We start from the raw sequence: 17,836 nt of genomic DNA on the forward strand, positions 1-17,836 counted from the left end.
GGCAAGTTAAGTGACCCTTGCGCCAGCCGACCTGGGCTGGTCGGCGCGCTACACACTCATCCGTCCGTCGATCTCGTAACACTTTCCCAAGCGTTAAATTCTGCATTAAGCGACGAGATTTTTTCCCTGACCAAACCAAGCGCGTCACTTCCTAACAGAAGATGCGCTGGCGGTTCATCGCTTTCGATGGTGGCCAACATCGCGCGCGCCGCTTTCACAGGATCGCCGAGTTGCCTGCCGCTTTTCTCTTCCCGTCCTTTTCTGATCGGGTCGAACAGGGCGTCGTAGTCGGGGATCGAGCGCGGCGTTCGCACCATCGAACGACCGGCCCACTCAGTGCGAAAAGACCCGGGCGCTACCGCGGTCACGTGGATGCCGAACGGTTTGACTTCTTTGCCGAGGACCTCGGAGATCCCCTCCAATGCGAATTTACTGCCGCAGTAATAGGCGATGCCCGGCATGGTGACAAAGCCGCCCATCGATGTGATGTTGAGAATATGTCCGCGTCGTCGCTCTCGCATAAACGGCAGCGCGCTTTTCATGACAGCAACGGCTCCGAACACATTCACGTCGAATTGCCGGCGCATTTCCGCAAGCGTTGACTCTTCCATGACGCCCTCGTGACCGTAGCCGGCGTTGTTCACCAGCACGTCCAGCGGCCCGACGCTCGCCTCAATTTCATTTACGACAGGTTCGACAGACTCAAAGTCAGTAACGTCAAGCACGCGACCGAATGCATTGGCGCTAAGCGCTTCGAATGTCTGTTTTGCCTGCTCGCTTCGTACCGTGCCGACGACCCGATACCCTGCCGCAAGCGCTTCTTCCGCCAGAGCGCGTCCGAAGCCGCTGCTGACGCCAGTGATCAGCATTGTTTTGATCGATGACATGAAAACACTCCCGGGTTGATATGAAAGATTGCATGTTATTCTTAATAAGTGCTCAAAATCAGACCCGATTCTCTACTTATGTTGCCTATTTCTATGAGCGGATTGGACGTCACAGAAGGCGCTGAGAAAAGTGTTTCCTCTGCCGGTGCACGTGATCAGCATCGAATGATTGCCTTGCTTACTGCGTTGGCACCGCAGGAAGGCTACAACCTGACTGCGTTGCGCGATGTACGTGTCCTGCGCTCGGACCGGGCGTTGTCTCGGACGCCGGTGTTATACGATCCCGGCATCGTGATCGTCTGCCAGGGTACAAAGCGTGGATTTTTTGGTGACCGGGTCTACGTGTATGACGAGCAGCACTATCTGGCGGTTGCAGTGCCGGTACCCTTCACAATGGAAACCGACGCAACGCCCGAATGTCCGCTGCTGGCCATCTATATGCATCTGGACTTTCAGGTCGCGGCGGAGCTCATGATTCAAATAGACAGTCATGGCTTGCTTAAGTCGGACGACGCGCCGCTGACCATGATGTCCAGTCCAATGGATGCAGGAATGCGAGCATCTGTATTGCGCTTTCTGGAGGCGATGAACCAGCCGCTTGACGCCGCAATACTCGGCGCGGGACTGGTACGTGAATTGTATTTCCGTGTGCTTACCGGCGAGCAAGGTCACGCGATGCGCGCGGCTTTATCGATGCAAGGGCAATTCGGCAAGATTGGAAGAGCGCTTGAGCGTATCCACGCGACCTACGCAGAGCCTCTCGATCTTCCGGTGCTGGCAAGCGAAGCCGGCATGAGCGTGCCCACATTCCACAGTCACTTCAAAGCGATCACGAGTACTTCGCCCATGCAGTATGTGAAGTCCACTCGATTGCATCAGGCTCGCTTGCTGATGGTGCGTCAGGGCATCACTGCTGAGGTCGCATGTCATGCGGTCGGCTATGCCAGTTCCTCGCAGTTCAACCGCGAATTCAAGCGACTCTTTGGGCTGACGCCTGCCGCAGAGACGAAACGCCTCCGCGACACCTTTGCGCTGCCTCCGGCTTTTCCAGACGCAAGGTTCGTCTCCTCACATTGAGGGAATTTCGTTTCTCTTGTTAGCGGTCGTTCTAACTCTGTTGTGATTCACCGCTTCGCTTTATAAGCGTTGGCGCGAGCTTTTAATCGTTGGCTTGCTAATAGCATCGCAAGTGTCGGCATCATGCGGCCCCGGCCCATCCACCATCGCTTTGCTCAGCGCCAGCACGCAAAGCTCGAATGCGGCTTTAAAAAAGCGCTTAGTGCGTCGTTGCTTTTGGAGCCTCCATTTCCTCATCTGATCGAAGGGGCTCGGGTCGATGAAAGCCGGTGAGCCTTCATGCATTCATTTGGAGGTCCGCATGATCTTTGATCGAACCGAGACAGCCGTGGTTTTCATTGACCCGCAAGTCGATGTCCTAAGTGAGAAAGGCAAGAACTGGGGCGCAGTCGGTGCAAGCGTGACAGAGAACAGGACAGTAGAAAACATGCTACGAATCTTCAAGGCGGCAAAGTCCGTGAAGTTCGCAGTCTTTATCTCGCCACACTATTTTTTTCCGACTGATCGCGCGTGGAAGTTCAACGGACCGCTAGAGACGGATGAATTCGCCACCGGTACTTTTGCGCGCAGTGGTGCGTTGAGCCTTGAAGGTTTTGAAGGCTCCGGAGCGGACTGGCTCGACGTCTTCAAGCCCTACATCAACGACGGTGAGACGATTGTTGTCAGCCCACATAAAGTGTTCGGACCTCAGACCAACGATCTCGTTCTTCAACTGCGCAAGCGGGGAGTGAGAAGGGTGGTGCTGGGCGGCATGCTTGCCAACATATGCGTGGAGTCCCATCTGCGTGATTTGCTCGAACAGGGATTCGAGGTCTTTGTAGTGAGCGATGCCTCGGCGGGTCCGCGTCATCCGGTTTGGGGCGATGGGTACAAGGCGGCGATGATCAACTACGCATTTCTTGCGCACGCCGTCGTTAGTACCGACGAAGTTGTTGCTTCAATGGGATGACGCACAACCAAGGCCGGTCGAGTAGTTGCCGATCGTTCGTCATCACCGATTTCGCCGCCTCTCATTGCCAGAGCCCTGGCCGAGGCCCAGGGCCGTCACCTGGATCATCTTGCGTCCGCAGCGGGCGCTTGGGTCCAGCGTGCAACGTCACGATGCGTCGTGGTACTGATGACTTTGCTTGACACCGTCTGAATCGGCGCGTTCGCATGGCGCCGCACTTCCAGTGCAACGTCTTCGCTCAGCCAGTCCAGCCAGCTGGCATTTCGTTCGCCGAGAATAATCAGGTCGGCTTCCCACGTGTTGGCGACAGAAGCGATCGCCCCGCCGACCGAAAGACCCGACAGGGGCAACGTAATCATGCGGGTTTCCGCGGGACCCGAATGGTTGTCGAGCACTTGCGCCATTCGCGCGACGATTTCGCGTCCATGTGCTTCCATCGCTTCAATCATGAGCGCGAAGTCATAGTCGATTGGCGACATCAAGTAGGGCGCAGGATTAACCGCGTGCAGCGCAAGAATGCATGCGTCGTGCTTTCGCGCAGTGTAGATGGCCGATGCCAATACTGTATCGATCGAATTTGCATTAACCGCAACTAGAATCTTGGTGAACATTCTGGGTGCCTCGTTGTATTAGGACAGTGGAGCACGGCGGCCGCCTTGCGCTGTTCGTGATCCATGACCGTATCTTCACGCGGCAGAATGAGAGCAAAATTAGCGCAGTCTTCAGACAGGGCGCGGTAAGGAAAATGCCGCTCTCGCGCGTCTCGCCGACCCCCAAACCGACTCACAACCCCATGCCGATGCGAACATCATGGCGACGGTCATACTATTTCACTCAGTCCTTGGCCTCAGGCAAGTCGAAGCCGAGGCATCCAGCAGAATGAGAATTGTCGGTCACACGGTATTCACGCCCGATCTCTACGATGGCATGAAAAAGATCTCGAGGGTCACGAGGCGGACCTGATTGAAGGGGGAACTTAAACGCAAAGAAAGTGGTCACGTTCAACAGGTCCCGTTGCTTCGGAAGACTGTGCTAATGCTTAGGATCTGAAATTTACATCGTTGTTATTTGCATATTCATGTGATGCGAAATGCCGGAGATCTTTCTGGCAATATCGTGACGAACCGGTACACGGGCAATCTCTCGGCGAGTGACCCGCGGCTAACCAGTTTGAAAGAACGATCAACCGCGGTGTCTGTCATTCCGGCAATGTCACGCCGAGGCTCGCCATCAGGCCCCCGTCAACCTTGAACTCCGCTCCTGTACAGAAACTTGCACGATCGCTAGCCAGAAAGGCGACGACCTCAGCGACTTCTTCCGGGTGCCCGATTCGGCCGAGCGGCTGCGCCTTACCCCATTCCCTGAGGATTTCTTCCTCTCTCCCCGGAGCGGTTTGAGCGGCCGCAAAGCGTGTCATTGGCGCATCGATGCAGCCCGGACAGACCGCATTTGCGCGGATGCCTGAGGGACCAAAATCCACCGCGAGCGAGCGCGTCAGAGCAAGCATGCCAGCCTTCGAAGTGGCGTATGCGGCTACCCGTGTCTGGTTGGCAAGCGCTTGTACTGAGGCAATGTTGATGACTGAACCGCGTTGTTTCTTGAGCATGTATGGCAACGCGTAATGACATGCCAGATAAGTTCCGCGCAGATTGATTCGGATGACGTTGTCCCATTCAACCGATCCCATGGACACAACGGTGCCATAGGGTTGAATGGCCGCATTATTAATCAGGATATCGATTGATCCCAGAAATTCCGCGGCCTGTTCCATCGCGGTGGCAATGTCATCTTCTATGCCAACATCGGCCACGATCGCGGTGACATTGAGTTTTTCGGCGCGCAACGTTGTCACTGCCTGTTCCAGCATTTCAGGGTCCTCGCCCAGTAATGCGACCGATCCGCCACGCTCGGCGATCAGCCGTGCACATGCCAGCCCGATACCGCGTCCGCCGCCGGTCACAACTGCGCCTTTGCCTGTTAGCTCACTCACGAATGCCCCCGCTTTTCTGCCCGCTGTCAGGTGGGCGAAAGTAGATTGAAGGATGGTCAACTGCGCACCGGCGCAGACAGGCAGGGCGCCCACGGCACGTATTGCCAATACGCTTGCGAAGAGATTGGCGAGCGAATCACTATCCCGGACAGGTCATTGTTTTTCGCCCCGAACTTCTTTCCTAGTATGAAACGTTATATTTACCTGAGTCAATCGGGGTTAGACGATGCGGCGATCCATAACGCAAGTTATTAGCTCTGACCACGTTCCATCCCGGTTTGCGTTCTATCGATATACAAACAAACTCGAAGACCGTCATTGACCGCTGCACCGCGACCGACGCATGCTTGCAGGCTCCGATTTTCTTCTTCCTTAATCCACGCCAGGTCAACTGATGCCTTCGTCAACTCCCCGCTTCGGCATTTGGGCGCTTGTGCACGGTAGCCGTGCCGCGCTGCAGGATCCCGACGAACCCTACGACGCGTCATGGTCACGCAACCGTGAGCTCATCCTGGAAGCCGAGCGGCTCGGCTTCGATTCAACACTGGTCGCGCAGCATACGATCAATCCCCACGACGAAACACTTGATCAACTCGAGGCCTGGACGGCGTCGGCAGCGTTGGCTGCTTTAACCACGCGCATCGAGATCATCACCGCGATCAAGCCATACCTCTATCATCCCGTCACGCTGGCCAAGATGGCCCTGCAGATTGAAGAAATCAGCGGTGGGCGATTCGCCATCAATCTGGTCAATGCATGGAACCGTCCCGAGCTGGCCAAGGCCGGCATCGGCTTTGCTGAGCATGACGAACGATATGCGTACGGACGTGAATGGATCACGGTCGTGAACGATTTGATGCTTGGAAAGCGTACCCATTTCAAGGGCAAGTTCTTCGACGTCGAAGACTATGTCCTGCGCCCGGCCGGCCGCTTCCGGGAGAGGCCGCGTATTTATGTCGGCGGTGAGTCCGAGCCGGCGAGGGCGCTCGTGGCCGACCGCGGCGATGTCTGGTTCATCAACGGTCAACCGCTGCCCGATGTGCGTCGGCTGATTGAAGACGTGGGAGGGCGCGCGAGGACGGGTCCGCCATTGCGCTTCGGGCTCTCCGCGTTCGTGATTGCGCGGCCAACCGATGGGCAAGCGCAAGAGCACCTTGATCACCTGTTCGCGCTTGCTGCAAAGGACGCTCCCTTGCGTGCAGTGCAGAAGGAAAACAGTGATCCAAAGGTGGTCATGCACCAGACGTTCGCCAAGTCGGCGCGAGTGGGGTCGAACGGCGGGACCGCAGCGGGGCTGGTGGGCAGCTACGAAACGGTCGCACGGCGTATTGTCGAGTTTCATCGGGCGGGAATCGAATTGTTCATGCTGCAGTTTCAGCCGTTTGAAGCAGATATGAAGCGCTTCGCACAAGAGGTCATACCGCTCGTTCGTGAACTGACAGCCCGGGACGATAAGTAAGACAGGACGCACATCTCAGCGAACGGTTTTCTCGGGCTGTTCGCGAAGGACCAACCGCCCCGTGGTCCGCCGAAGGCGTCGTCGGGCTCGGCGCGCGCCTTGACAACCAGACATCATGACGTCATGATGTCTATATGAATTCAAGCCGTGACAGCCAACTTCCCCTTTACGCGCAGGTAGAAGCGGAGCTCGTGGCCCGCATTGCCGACGGGACTTATACTCCGGGAGCGCAACTGCCCAATGAAGCCGCCTTGTTAGCGGCGTTCGGCATAAGCCGGACAACCCTTCAGAAGACCGTGCAGAATTTGATCAACCGGGGGCTGATTGAAATCCGCCGCGGCAAGGGCACGTTCGTTTCACAGCCTCGCCTGACGCAAGAGCTCACTGAGCTGAGCGGTTTTGTCGAAGATATGCGCGAGCATGGCCGTCATCCCACCGCGCGCTTGTTGACCAAGAAAATTCAAAACGCCAGCGATCTTGTCGCTCGCAAGCTTTCGCTCGAGCCCGGCGCGCAGGTAGTCCACATTCAGCGCATACGCATTGCCGACGGCACCCCGTTATCGTTCGATGAAACCTGGTTGCCGAAGGAAATCGGCGAGAAGATCATGGAAAATGATCTGGAAACCGAACCAATTTTTGAATTGCTTGAGCAGAAGTACGATACGCCGCTCATGAAGGCGGAGTACAGGCTCGAAGCTGTCTTGGCAAACAAGATTGTCGCGCAAGCACTTGAGATCAAGGCAGGTAGCGCAATTTTTCTGATTGAGCGCACGTCGTACAGCGAGCACGGCACGCCCGTCGACTATGAAAAGTTGTACTACCGCGGCGACCAGATCCAGTTCGTCACGCACCTCAAGCGGCGCAAGCCGCATGGCCGGTAGGACGAGGATTTCCCATGGATACGGGTCATGTAGTCTGGCTGTTTGCGATGTCGTTTGGGGCTAGTGCGCTAGGTGGAATGCTGGGCATGGCGAGCGGCATTTTTATCGTGCCCATCCTGACCGTGTTCGGCCATGTCGACATTCATGTTGCAATTGGCGCCAGCATCGTCTCGGTAATCGCCTGTTCCTGTAGCGGCGCTGCTCCTTTTCTTCGCGGTCGATTGACCAATATCCGGCTTGCTATTGTTTTGGAGACCGCTACAACGCTAGGCGCATTGTCCGGCGTGCTGATGAGCGGTCTCATTCCAGTCCCTGTGCTCTATTTCATTTTTGCTGTAATCCTGATGCTGTCAGCGCAGCAAATGCTTGCGAGGCGCTCCGATCCTGTTGTTGTGCTCTCTACCGCGAGCGCCGTTGCGTGGAGTGTTTCGTTGGGCCTGGATTCCCGGTATCCGGATCACACGCTCGGACGCGATATCGAATACCGTGTGCATCGCCTCGGGCTTGGCATGTCCTTGATGTACGGTGCCGGATTGATTTCGGCGTTACTCGGCATCGGCAGCGGCGTCCTCAAGATTCCGGCAATGGATATGGCGTTGCGCCTGCCGATCAAGGTTTCCTCCGCGACGTCCAATTTCATGATCGGCGTGACGGCTGCGGCTAGCGCAGGCGCGTATTTCCTGCGCGGTGAAATTATGACCGCGATTGCCGCACCCGTGGCGCTGGGTTCCGTCGTGGGCGCGGTACTTGGCGCACGCATTTTGATGCGGATATCGAGTGACAAACTGCGCGTGCTTTTCGTCGTCGTGCTCGCGATCCTTGCCGTGCAGATGCTTCTCGAAGCACTGGGTATCCGCCTCTTCGGAGGGCCGGCATGAGGCGCACGGCATCGGAGGCGCCAGGGCTTGAACGGTGGTTGGCCTGGCTTCTGCAATATGGCACATGGGTGGCCGCAAGTACGGTTGCGGCAGGACTCGCGATGGCGCTGCTGGATTCATGGGCTCGCAACGGGTCCGTGGCAACGTCGGTGGTCGCCACCCGAATCATGACGACGGGGATCGCACTTTTCATCCTCCTCCCGGTCGCGCGTTTGACCTTGATGCTGGGTGTTTTCCTGCATCGACGCGACTATTGTTTCAGCGCGATCGCCGCGTTGGTACTGACGATCGTGATCGCCGGATCAATGATCGGCGTAGCGTGAACGGGCGCATACGTGGCTGTGCACCGGCACGGTAATTTCGTGTCGGCAGAAGGTGATCGATCAGGCGTAAGGCGTGCCTGCCATCGCAGCCTTCAGCCCGATAGTTCCCTTATCAACAATAGCAAGAAAGGCGGCTTTCGCTTCCTCGGTATCGTATGTTGTGCATCCGTTGATACAGGCCCTTCAATGCTGATCCGTCCCGACGCCTGCATTGCCTGGACCGGTGAGCAGAACAGCACAGAAGGATTGGAGGACGCGCTCCGCCGCTGGTTTATTCCGGACACATGCTTGACTGATGGGAACAATTGAAATGCGGCGGGCCATGCTGATTCCGCGTCGAAACTCGTCCAGAATAGAATCCGTGCCCGATCAGGACTGAAACGTCCGCTGCGTTTCTCGAAGGATTCACCCGCCGTTTTGTACCGCGTTCCCAGGCCCCGGACGCTCTTTGCTCGGCCACCGCTTCAGCCACCGATTCGGCAAGCATTTGCAAATCCGGCTACGCTGTAGGTGGCTGTTGCCCTCGTGTCGAACCGGTGACGAAACAGACAATCATCATCAGGAAAGCAATGAAACAACCGATCAGAATCGATTTTGTCTCCGACATAGCGTGCCCGTGGTGTGCTGTCGGTCTATCTTCGCTGCAGCTTGCGTTGTCGCGACTTGGCGATACGGTCGACGCCGAAATAGTGATGCATCCCTTCGAACTGAATCCGCAGATGGGTGAGGAGGGTGAAGACCTTGTCGACCATATCAGCAAGAAATACGGGCGCACTCCGCAGCAGGTAGCCCAGGCGCAGGACGATCTCCGGCAGCGCGGCGCGGATGTGGGTTTCACTTTCGGCAAGCGTAGCCGGATCTATAGCACCTTCGACGCGCATCGTCTGATGCATTGGGCCGGGATCAAAGGCAAACAGGTTGAGCTTAAAGAGGCGCTGCTCCAGGCTTATCACGGCGAGGGCAAGGCCACGAGCGACCATGACGTTCTGGTTGCAGCGGCGGAATCAGTGGGGCTTGACGGCGCTGAGGCGCGCTCCGTTCTGCAAGGAGGCGACTATGCCAATGAGGTCCGTGCAGAAGAAGAGAAATATCAGTCAATGGGTATTCAGTCAGTGCCGTCGATCATCTTTAATGACCGCTACTTGCTGACTGGCGCACAACCCGTTGAAGCGTTCGAGAAAGCCATTCGACAGATTCTGTCTGAAGCGTAATCACACTACAGTGAGCGGCCGCGAGTAGCAGTCGTTCACGCTCGCAGACCGCCACGGTCGAGCATTCACTCGTCAACGGTCAATAGCGTCAATGCAGGACCTTCCTGCACGCCTCGCGCCAATTTGTTACTGTCGCTTCAAGATACCGATTTCCCAAAACGATTCCCTAAAATGCCAGGAGCTTTGAGCATGACTGATTCCGCTGACTACGTGCCGCCGAAAGTTTGGGCCTGGAATAAATCCGGCAGTGGCCGCTTCGCTAACATCAACCGCCCGATATCCGGACCGACCCACGACAAGGAACTGCCAGTCGGCCGTCATCCTTTCCAGCTCTACTCACTGGCGACACCGAACGGCGTGAAGGTCACGACGATGCTGGAAGAATTGCTGGCGCTCGGTCACAGCGGTGCGGAATACGATGCGTGGCTGATCAGGATTGGTGACGGCGAGCAATTCGGTAGCGGCTTCGTTGAAGCGAATCCCAACTCCAAGATCCCCGCGCTGTTCGATCACAGCGGCCCGAAGCCAATCCGGGTTTTTGAGTCCGGCGCGATTCTGCTTTATCTTGCCGAAAAATTTGGCGCGTTCCTGCCGACGGAAGCGAGCGCGCGCGCCGAATGCCTGTCGTGGCTATTTTGGCAGATGGGAAGCGCGCCGTATCTGGGCGGAGGTTTCGGTCATTTCTATGCGTACGCGTCGACGAAGATCGAATATGCCATCGACCGTTTCGCGATGGAAACGAAGCGTCAGCTCGATGTGCTCGACAAGCAGCTTGCACGCAACGAATATATCGCCGGCAGCGAGTACACAATTGCCGACATGGCCATCTGGCCTTGGTACGGTGGCCTGGTAAAGGGCTGGATATACGAGGCGGCCGAGTTCCTGGCTGTGCAGGACTACAAACATCTTCAGCGCTGGGCTGATGCGATAGGTGAGCGCCCGGCCGTGCGCCGGGGGCGGATGGTTAACCGTGTTTTTGGCGAGCTTTCCAGTCAGCTGCATGAGCGCCATGATGCCTCTGACTTCGATACCCAAACACAGGATAAGTTGGTTACCCAGCCGGAGTGAGGCACGACGGCTCCTCTAAAGAATCGCCAAGCGGACTGCAAGCAAACTGCCAAGCGGAGCCGTTCAAAACTAAAACGCGGATACTCGCAACACAAACAAAAACCTACAGCAGCATGCCGATAGCGAGACGATTAAACGCGTTCATCAGCGCGATGGCGATCGTCAGATCCGAGATTTCCGCATCGGAGAAAAGCGCCTTCAGTGGAGCGTAGCGTTCCTCCGGCGCACCTTGTTGGTCGACGTGCGTCAATGTCTCGGCCCATGCCAGCGCGGCGCGTTCCCGTGCATCGAACAACTCGCTGACACGCCAGCCCGCGAGTTGGTCGAGCTTGCGTATGGCAATACCGGAATCACGCAGCGTCGACGAATGTTTGTCGAGACAGAATGCGCAGCCATTGATCTGCGAGATGCGCAGATAGATCAATTCGATCAAGGGCATACCGAGGCTGCTGTTGGAGAGTGCCTTGCTTGTTGCGAGGAGCCCCTGGTAAGCGGCAGGCGATAGTGTCGTAAATGGAAGGCGAAGTTGGCTCATGGTCAGGCTCTGAAGTAGTTAAAGAGGCTTTTAAAAAAAGCGAAAATTCATGCCGACGGTACAAACGCAGTCGATTCGGGTTCGACGCCGGCAAATAGCGGCGTCTTCGATAACTGCTGACAGGCGGTGGAGATTGCAGCGGCCACCGCTTCTTCACTTCCGACCATTCCTTGCAGATAAATGAAGTGACTGTTAGTAATCCCAATTGTCTTCAGTGCATGTCTCAGGTAATCGGACAAGAAATCAGGTTGACGCGCTTGCGGCCCTTGATGAATTCCGCCGGAACTCACAATGATGTAGGTCGGGCGGTCAGCTAGCAAACCGACTTTACCTTCGGGCCCTGCCGAAAAAGAACGTCCAATCCGAAGCACGTAATCGATCCACAACTTCAGCGTTGCCGGCACCGTGAAGTTATGCATCGGCGTGGCGATCAGCAAGTGGCGGCTGCGCTCCAGTTCATCGATCAACTCCTCCGATTGCCGAAACGCGGGATCGTCGAAGGGAGTGCGTTTTGTCAGCGCGGATCCATATGCGGCACTCAGCGGCGGCAGCGGATTCGCCGCGAGGTCGCGTTTATTCACGCTCATTCCCGGATGTCTTTCACTCAGCTTCTTGAGCAGCGCGTCAGCAAAGCGGTACGCGTGTGAAGCTTGCTGATTCGGGCTCGCACTCAAGAATAAAAAGTCGTTCATATCGCGTCCCGTTGCTGTGTTTGCAGTTGTTGCGGTAGCGGCTGGACGAAATGCATGCCGCGCGCCAACAAGCCTTGGCGAAAGTAAAAGCGCTGTGCCAATGCCATATGCAGGCCGGTATCGAGGACAAAATGCTGACATCCCAGGCGCGTTGCTTCGTTGCGCACTGTCGAGATCAGGAATGCGCCGAGACCCTGCTGACGCTCGTCTATGTCGATGACCAGATCGTCGACATAGACGAAGCGGCCATACACCGTGTTTTCCATCGCGCGATAACCAATCAGCCCCGCGATTCGCTCGCCCATATAAGCGGCAAGCAGCCGATACCCTTGCGCATACTGACGCACGATCTGTTCGACGAACGCGGCTTCGCCAGTCAGGTGAGGGCGCAGTTCGCGCATCAGCGCAAAGCCTGCGCGCTGCAGCGTGGGGGTGTCCAATTCCTGGAGTTTCATGGCTGGTGCCATCGGCGTACCTCTTTGTTTGTCATCGTTGAGGTACTTTAAGCGATTGATGTCATACACTATAGAGCCAAGAAATGTGAATTTGAGTAGGACATGCGAGAGACATGACGCTGCCATTTAGCCCTATCAATCCCATCGGTGCCGCGACGGACGGCCCGATTTATCGGCAGATATATCTGCGCATTCGTCAATCCATTGCGGATGGTGTGTTGCGGCCCGGAGACCGCGTGCCGTCGGTGCGGGGCTTGGCGTCGGAACTGAATCTGGCGCGCGGCACGGTTGAATCGGCTTATCAGCTTTTGATCGGCGAGGGTTATCTGATCGCTCGTGGACCGGCCGGGACGGTGGTCTCACCCCAAATCAAACTGCCCGAGTCGGCTGGGCAGTCCAGCGTTACGCCGGAGACCGCGCTGTGGTCGGAACATACCGGCTCGATGCCGTTGCCTTTGCAGATGGGCCTTCCGGCGCTGGATGCCTTTCCGAGCACGGTCTGGAACCGCCTGGCGGCGCGCGAGATGCGCCAAAGCGGTCTCCAGGACCTGATTTATCCCGATCCCCAGGGGCATGCGCCGCTGCGTGCGGCCATTGCCGGGTACTTGGGTGTATCGCGAGGCGTTGCCTGCTCGCCCGATCAGGTCTTTATTTGCGCGGGATATCGCGCCAGTCTGGATCTGATCTGCCGCGCGGTATTGCGCAGTGGCGACGCGTGCTGGTTCGAGGATCCCGGCTATCTCATGGCGCGGCACTTCCTGAGCAATGCGGGGATGAAACTGCTGCCGGTTCCAGTCGATGACGACGGCCTCGATGTCGAAGCCGGCATCAAGATGGACGCGAATGCACGCTTTGCGCTGGTCACACCCAGTCATCAGAGTCCGCTGGGCGTGTCGTTATCCCTTTCGCGCAGATACGCTTTGTTGGACTGGGCAAGAGCCGGTGACCGCTGGATTATCGAAGACGATTACGACAGCGAATACCGGTATAGAGGGCGGCCGCTTCCCGCGTTAAAAAGTCTTGATACAGGCGGCCCGGGGAGAGTGCTATACACAGGCACCTTCAGCAAGGTGCTCGCACCCGGGTTGCGTCTGTCGTATTTGGTGGTGCCGCAAGAGCACGTCGCCCGGTTCTTTGAAACTGCTAATCGAATGCAGAATCAATGTCCGCGTTTGCTACAGGCGACGCTGGCAAGGTTTATCGAAGACGGCTATTTCGCGCGGCATATTACCAAGATGCGGAACATCTACGCGGATCGCCGCACGATGCTTGCAGATGCGCTTGGGGGCAGTTTAGGCATGCGCGCGCAACTTCGTTTGCAAGCTGGCGGCATGCATCTTCTTGCGATGCTCGAAAACGGATCCGATGACAGTGCGATTGCGTTGCGTGCGCGGGGCCTCGGGTTATCGGTGAATGCGTTGTCGAGCTGGTATGCCGGAGCAGCATCGAAACGAGGACTGCTGATGGGATTCACCAATGTCAGGTCTGCCGAAGAGGCGAGCGCATTGGCTCGTACTCTGCTTAGCGCGTTCTGACCTCTAGAGTAGGTGGCAGAGGACGAAGAGTTTCTAATTTGGATTGCTAACTGTTTATTTTACAACTCGGGAGACGCTTAGAAACGGGACCTTTCCTGATGGAAAATAGGCTAAGGGCGCCTGAGATTAATTCGGTTCGCGTTCGATAAAGACTTAAGTTAATCGATAACGGGTTAACCCGCAGCGCCTAGCCGCCGTTAATGACGGACACGTCCATCCCCTAAAGCTCGATGGCTGAAAACGCAAATTGATTGTCTTGATCGTATCACTTCTTATTCGTGGCTCAGCTTAAGCTCCGCACATACCAAATACGCGGAGACAAACATGCACCCCCTGCAAATCGATGACTTGCCCGCCGCCATTCGCGAAGCGAAGCGGGCGTTGCGTCAAGCCTTACCCAATTATCGTGAAGTGTTTCTTGCAGTCGAGGATGACATCAAGCAGCAAGCCGGCGTCATTGCAGCACAGCGTGCTCGCAGCGACTCGGTCATTCCCGAACTTTCCTATGAGGACATCGCCGCGCAGCGCGTCAGTGCCGACACCATTACTTTCATCAAGGCTCGCGGCGCTTGCGTGGTGCGACGCGTATTCAGTCCGGAGCAAGCCACGCAATGGGACGCGCAGATCGCCGAGTACGTGGACACCAACAATCTGGACGAGCGGCTGCTGAATCGCGCGGAGGACAAGTACTTCGGCAACCTGGCATCGAGCAAGCCGCAAATCTATGGTGTCTATTGGTCCGCGCCTCAAGTTGCCGCGCGTCAATCGCCTGAATTAACTGCCACCCGCGTGTTCCTTAACCGCTTGTGGAAAGCGGAGAGCGAAGGCCGTCAGCACTTCGATCCCGATCATGTGCCGGTCTACGCGGACCGGTTGCGCCGGCGTCCGCCGGGCTCGGAGTCGTTAGGATTGTCCGCCCATTGCGATGGCGGTTCCGTCGAGCGGTGGCTTGAGGAAAACTTCAGGCGGGTTTATCGGCACGTCTTTAGCGGCGACTGGGAACGCTATGACCCATTCGACGCGGCTTATCGGGCGGACGTAAGGGAGATCGCGTCGCCCGCAGTGTGCTCGATGTTCCGGACCTTCCAGGGCTGGACTGCGCTGACGCCGCAAGGGCCGGGCGATGGCACGCTGCAACTCATTCCAATCGCGAACGCCATGGCCTATGTACTGCTGCGGGCGCTTCAGGACGACGTTCCAGAGGACGACCTCTGCGGGGCCATGCCGGGCCGGGCGTTGTCGATCAAGCCCGAATGGCACGGCCCGCTTTATGAGGCGCTTTCGTCAATCCCTAAGATGCAAGCGGGAGACACTGTGTTCTGGCACAGCGATGTCATTCACGCCGTTGAGGATGCACACCGCGGCACGGGATTTAGCAATGTCATGTACATATCGTCGGCGCCGGCTTGCGCCAAGAACGATGCCTACTTGAAGCGTCAACTACCGAGCTTTAGGGAAGGGAAAAGCCCTCCCGACTTTCCCGCCGATAACTTCGAAGTTGATTTCGTCGGACGCGCGACCGAGGCGGATTTAACGCCGCTAGGCCGTGAGCAACTCGGCCTTTCACTTTAAGCCGCTTTTTACGTCGTTTTACCGCTTCCTGTTTTACCGCTTCCTTTAACGCAGCTCCGGTCAAGTACCTGAGTTGAGCGAACTCTCTTTGCCCGGCAAAAGCTTAAGTCCGCTAAGGCCAGGCAAAGAAAATAGACGAGCCGATCAAGGCTACATGTAATTCCCAGGAGACAACGATGAACAAAAATCTTAAACAGGGCATGTGCGCCTTATTCAGTCTCTGTATATGCCACGCGGCGAGCGCCGCTGAGTCCATTTCAGTGCTGCACTGGTGGACCTCGGGCGGCGAGTCAAAAGCGGTCAGGCTGCTCAAAGACGACATGACCAAACAAGGCTACGAGTGGAAAGACTTTGCAGTAGCCGGAGGCGCGGGCGCGGCCGCAATGACCGCGTTGAAGGCCCAGGTGATCTCCGGCAACGCGCCATCGGCTGCACAGATCAAGGGCCCGCTCATTCAGGATTGGGCCGATCAGGACATGCTGGTTTCAATCGACAAATCCGCGGGCGATTGGAAGAGTCATACACCTCCGCAAATCGATGCAATCATGCGCGCCGGCGGTCATTATGTTGGTGCGCCATTTTCCGTGCATCGAATCAACTGGCTCTGGATAAACAAGGCAGCGCTAGACAAGGTCGGGGGAACACCGCCTGCAACATGGCCTGAATTCTTCGCACTGGCTGACAAGTTTCGCGCGGCAGGCATCACCCCGGTTGCACACGGCGGACAGCCTTGGCAAGACATGACGGTTTGGGAAACGGTCGTGCTGTCGCAAGGCCCTGACTTCTACAAGAAGGCATTGGTCGACCTCGACCAGAAGACGCTGACATCTCCGCAAATGGTGCAAGTGTTCGAGACAGTCAAGAAGATCGAGTCGTACTTCGATAAAGGCTATGCGGGCCGGGACTGGAATCTTGCCACTGCAATGGTGATCAACGGTACAGGCGGCATGCAGTTCATGGGCGACTGGGCCAAAGGCGAGTTCGAAAATGCGAACAAGAAGCCGGGTGTCGATTACGTCTGCGCTGTCGCGCCAGGCACGTCCAGCGCCTTCACTTACACCGTGGACTCCTTTGTATTTTTTCAGCAGAAGGGCTCAAAAGAAGCAACGCCAGGTCAGCTTGCCTTAGCCAAGACCATCATGTCGCCCGATTTTCAACAACAGTTCAGCCTGTACAAGGGTTCCATCCCGATCCGTCAGGATGTATCGATGGACAAGTTTGATGACTGCGCCAAGAAGTCGTACGCCGACGAACAAAGGACGATCAAGTCAGGCGGTTTCCTGCCATCGCTTGCATTTGGCATGGTGCAGTCGACCGTGACCGCAGGCGCCATGTCCGACGCCATCAGCAAGTTCATGAACTCCAATGAGGACGCAAAAACCGGTGTCCATGCACTCGCTGCGGCGGCTAAAGTTAAATAAGGTCAACGGCTTGATTGCACTACTTAAACAGGAAAAAAATGAACGCTGACATGAAAAAGACCTGGCCACGCTCGGAGCTGGACGTAACGGTGATGGGTTTTGGCGCATCGCCCATCGGCAACCTCGCCCGGCCGATCTCGGAAGAGACCAGCGCCGCGCTGATTCAGGCGGCATGGAATGCGGGCATTCGCTATTTCGACACGGCGCCCATGTATGGCCATGGCCTTAGCGAAGCGCGTTGTGGTCAGGGACTTCGCTGGTATCCGCGTGACGAGTTTGTCATTTCCACCAAGGTCGGCCGTCTGCTAAAGGCGGCAAGGAGATCGGATATCGACTTTAGTCCGTGGGCAAGCGGACTGCCGTTCGAACTGCGTTTTGATTACAGCTATGACGGTACGATGCGCTCTATCGAAGTAACGTCCAGGGGAAAATTCAGTGCTAGTTCATAGCGGTGTTAGCAACGCGGAAGCGCTCGCCGCAATAGAGCACATGCGGCAGGCGCTTGAAAAAAATGATGCAGCCGCTGTGCTTGCGGTCAGCGATGCACATGGCGAATTGATCGCGCTGGTACGGATGGACGGGGCGCCACTGCCTTCCATAGCTGTCGCGCAAGCCAAGGCCTTTACAGCCGCCCGGCAAGGAATGGCTACTCGCCAACTGGCATTGGAGGCCAAGGCGGGGGGGCTGGAGCATGTCTTCTTACGGAGATGCGCGTTATATCGGCTGGGCAGGCGGCTTACCGATTCTGATAGACGGGATGGTGGCCGGCGCGGTTGCGGTCAGCGGTTTATCCGAAGATGACGACGAACGAATCGCGCAGCTTGGTGTTGATGCAGTCATCGCCCTGCAAGCAACGCAAAACGCAAGGCTGTCTACCGTGAAATGACAGACGTGAGATCCGGC

At 56.8% G+C, this 17,836-nt stretch carries 20 protein-coding genes and 1 pseudogene; 15 read left to right on the top strand and 6 right to left on the bottom strand.

Features of this window, described 5'->3' with window-relative positions; all coding sequences use genetic code 11:
• Positions 1 to 56 precede the first annotated feature (56 nt).
• Positions 57 to 887, bottom strand: a complete 831-nt coding sequence (locus ACMX25_RS05925) for an oxidoreductase (protein WP_414948585.1) — start codon at positions 885 to 887, stop codon at positions 57 to 59.
• A 165-nt stretch (positions 888 to 1,052) separates the two neighbouring features.
• On the opposite strand from ACMX25_RS05925, the gene ACMX25_RS05930 reads away from it, so the two are divergent.
• On the top strand, positions 1,053 to 1,964 hold the full coding sequence (locus ACMX25_RS05930; RefSeq protein WP_414948586.1) for an AraC family transcriptional regulator: 912 nt from the start codon (positions 1,053 to 1,055) through the stop codon (positions 1,962 to 1,964).
• Positions 1,965 to 2,265: 301 nt separating this feature from the next.
• Positions 2,266 to 2,913 (top strand): isochorismatase family protein, encoded by a 648-nt coding sequence (locus tag ACMX25_RS05935; protein WP_414948587.1) that lies wholly within the window; start codon positions 2,266 to 2,268, stop codon positions 2,911 to 2,913.
• A 104-nt stretch (positions 2,914 to 3,017) separates the two neighbouring features.
• Here ACMX25_RS05935 and ACMX25_RS05940 read toward each other — a convergent pair whose 3' ends face one another.
• Both ACMX25_RS05940 and ACMX25_RS05945 read right to left on the bottom strand, forming a co-directional pair.
• Complete coding sequence (locus tag ACMX25_RS05940) at positions 3,018 to 3,524, bottom strand: universal stress protein (RefSeq protein WP_414948588.1); 507 nt, start codon at positions 3,522 to 3,524, stop codon at positions 3,018 to 3,020.
• 587 nt (positions 3,525 to 4,111) lie between these two features.
• Positions 4,112 to 4,903 carry an SDR family NAD(P)-dependent oxidoreductase gene (locus tag ACMX25_RS05945; RefSeq protein WP_414948589.1) on the bottom strand — a complete coding sequence of 264 codons (792 nt, stop codon included), beginning with the start codon at positions 4,901 to 4,903 and terminating at the stop codon, positions 4,112 to 4,114.
• 394 nt (positions 4,904 to 5,297) lie between these two features.
• On the opposite strand from ACMX25_RS05945, the gene ACMX25_RS05950 reads away from it, so the two are divergent.
• The 7 genes from ACMX25_RS05950 to yghU all read left to right on the top strand — a co-directional run bounded on the left by ACMX25_RS05950 (position 5,298) and on the right by yghU (position 10,723).
• Complete coding sequence (locus tag ACMX25_RS05950) at positions 5,298 to 6,362, top strand: LLM class flavin-dependent oxidoreductase (RefSeq protein ID WP_414948590.1); 1,065 nt, start codon at positions 5,298 to 5,300, stop codon at positions 6,360 to 6,362.
• Between the two features lie 134 nt (positions 6,363 to 6,496).
• Positions 6,497 to 7,243 carry a GntR family transcriptional regulator gene (locus tag ACMX25_RS05955; RefSeq protein WP_414948591.1) on the top strand — a complete coding sequence of 249 codons (747 nt, stop codon included), beginning with the start codon at positions 6,497 to 6,499 and terminating at the stop codon, positions 7,241 to 7,243.
• 14 nt (positions 7,244 to 7,257) lie between these two features.
• Positions 7,258 to 8,121: a sulfite exporter TauE/SafE family protein gene (locus ACMX25_RS05960; protein ID WP_414948592.1), complete on the top strand. Its 864-nt coding sequence runs from the start codon at positions 7,258 to 7,260 to the stop codon at positions 8,119 to 8,121.
• Positions 8,118 to 8,444 carry a DUF1634 domain-containing protein gene (locus tag ACMX25_RS05965; RefSeq protein WP_414948593.1) on the top strand — a complete coding sequence of 109 codons (327 nt, stop codon included), beginning with the start codon at positions 8,118 to 8,120 and terminating at the stop codon, positions 8,442 to 8,444. The genes ACMX25_RS05960 and ACMX25_RS05965 overlap by 4 nt, the downstream gene beginning before the upstream one ends.
• A gap of 186 nt (positions 8,445 to 8,630) precedes the next feature.
• Complete coding sequence (locus ACMX25_RS05970) at positions 8,631 to 8,753, top strand: aromatic-ring hydroxylase C-terminal domain-containing protein (protein WP_414948594.1); 123 nt, start codon at positions 8,631 to 8,633, stop codon at positions 8,751 to 8,753.
• Between the two features lie 260 nt (positions 8,754 to 9,013).
• Complete coding sequence (locus tag ACMX25_RS05975; protein ID WP_414948595.1) at positions 9,014 to 9,655, top strand: DsbA family oxidoreductase; 642 nt, start codon at positions 9,014 to 9,016, stop codon at positions 9,653 to 9,655.
• A 189-nt stretch (positions 9,656 to 9,844) separates the two neighbouring features.
• Positions 9,845 to 10,723 carry a glutathione-dependent disulfide-bond oxidoreductase gene (gene yghU, locus ACMX25_RS05980; protein WP_414948596.1) on the top strand — a complete coding sequence of 293 codons (879 nt, stop codon included), beginning with the start codon at positions 9,845 to 9,847 and terminating at the stop codon, positions 10,721 to 10,723.
• 103 nt (positions 10,724 to 10,826) lie between these two features.
• Here yghU and ACMX25_RS05985 read toward each other — a convergent pair whose 3' ends face one another.
• Genes ACMX25_RS05985 through ACMX25_RS05995 form a run of 3 tightly spaced genes read right to left on the bottom strand, consistent with a single transcriptional unit; the run spans position 10,827 to position 12,417 of the window.
• Positions 10,827 to 11,258: a carboxymuconolactone decarboxylase family protein gene (locus ACMX25_RS05985; protein ID WP_414948597.1), complete on the bottom strand. Its 432-nt coding sequence runs from the start codon at positions 11,256 to 11,258 to the stop codon at positions 10,827 to 10,829.
• 47 nt (positions 11,259 to 11,305) lie between these two features.
• On the bottom strand, positions 11,306 to 11,950 hold the full coding sequence (locus ACMX25_RS05990; protein WP_414948598.1) for an FMN-dependent NADH-azoreductase: 645 nt from the start codon (positions 11,948 to 11,950) through the stop codon (positions 11,306 to 11,308).
• The gene (locus ACMX25_RS05995; RefSeq protein ID WP_414948599.1) at positions 11,947 to 12,417 is read right to left on the bottom strand and encodes a GNAT family N-acetyltransferase; all 471 of its coding nucleotides are present in this window, start codon (positions 12,415 to 12,417) and stop codon (positions 11,947 to 11,949) included. Before ACMX25_RS05995 ends, ACMX25_RS05990 begins: the two co-directional genes overlap by 4 nt.
• 101 nt (positions 12,418 to 12,518) lie before the next feature.
• On the opposite strand from ACMX25_RS05995, the gene pdxR reads away from it, so the two are divergent.
• From pdxR to ACMX25_RS06025, 6 genes and pseudogenes are all read left to right on the top strand, one after another.
• Positions 12,519 to 13,940, top strand: coding sequence for a MocR-like pyridoxine biosynthesis transcription factor PdxR (gene pdxR / locus ACMX25_RS06000; RefSeq protein ID WP_414948600.1), 1,422 nt, complete (start codon positions 12,519 to 12,521; stop codon positions 13,938 to 13,940).
• A 324-nt stretch (positions 13,941 to 14,264) separates the two neighbouring features.
• Positions 14,265 to 15,512: a DUF1479 domain-containing protein gene (locus tag ACMX25_RS06005; protein WP_414948601.1), complete on the top strand. Its 1,248-nt coding sequence runs from the start codon at positions 14,265 to 14,267 to the stop codon at positions 15,510 to 15,512.
• A gap of 176 nt (positions 15,513 to 15,688) precedes the next feature.
• Positions 15,689 to 16,933, top strand: a complete 1,245-nt coding sequence (locus ACMX25_RS06010; protein WP_414948602.1) for an ABC transporter substrate-binding protein — start codon at positions 15,689 to 15,691, stop codon at positions 16,931 to 16,933.
• Between the two features lie 50 nt (positions 16,934 to 16,983).
• Positions 16,984 to 17,382 (top strand): aldo/keto reductase, encoded by a 399-nt coding sequence (locus ACMX25_RS06015; protein WP_414948603.1) that lies wholly within the window; start codon positions 16,984 to 16,986, stop codon positions 17,380 to 17,382.
• Positions 17,369 to 17,602, top strand: a pseudogene (locus ACMX25_RS06020) (heme-binding protein); the annotation flags it as partial. The gene ACMX25_RS06015 and the pseudogene ACMX25_RS06020, both read left to right, overlap by 14 nt.
• A gap of 22 nt (positions 17,603 to 17,624) precedes the next feature.
• The gene (locus ACMX25_RS06025) at positions 17,625 to 17,819 is read left to right on the top strand and encodes a heme-binding protein (protein ID WP_414948604.1); all 195 of its coding nucleotides are present in this window, start codon (positions 17,625 to 17,627) and stop codon (positions 17,817 to 17,819) included.
• The last annotated feature ends 17 nt before the right edge of the window (positions 17,820 to 17,836 follow it).

The organism is Caballeronia eucalypticola (genome assembly GCF_047608185.1).
Taxonomy (GTDB): Bacteria; Pseudomonadota; Gammaproteobacteria; order Burkholderiales; family Burkholderiaceae; genus Caballeronia.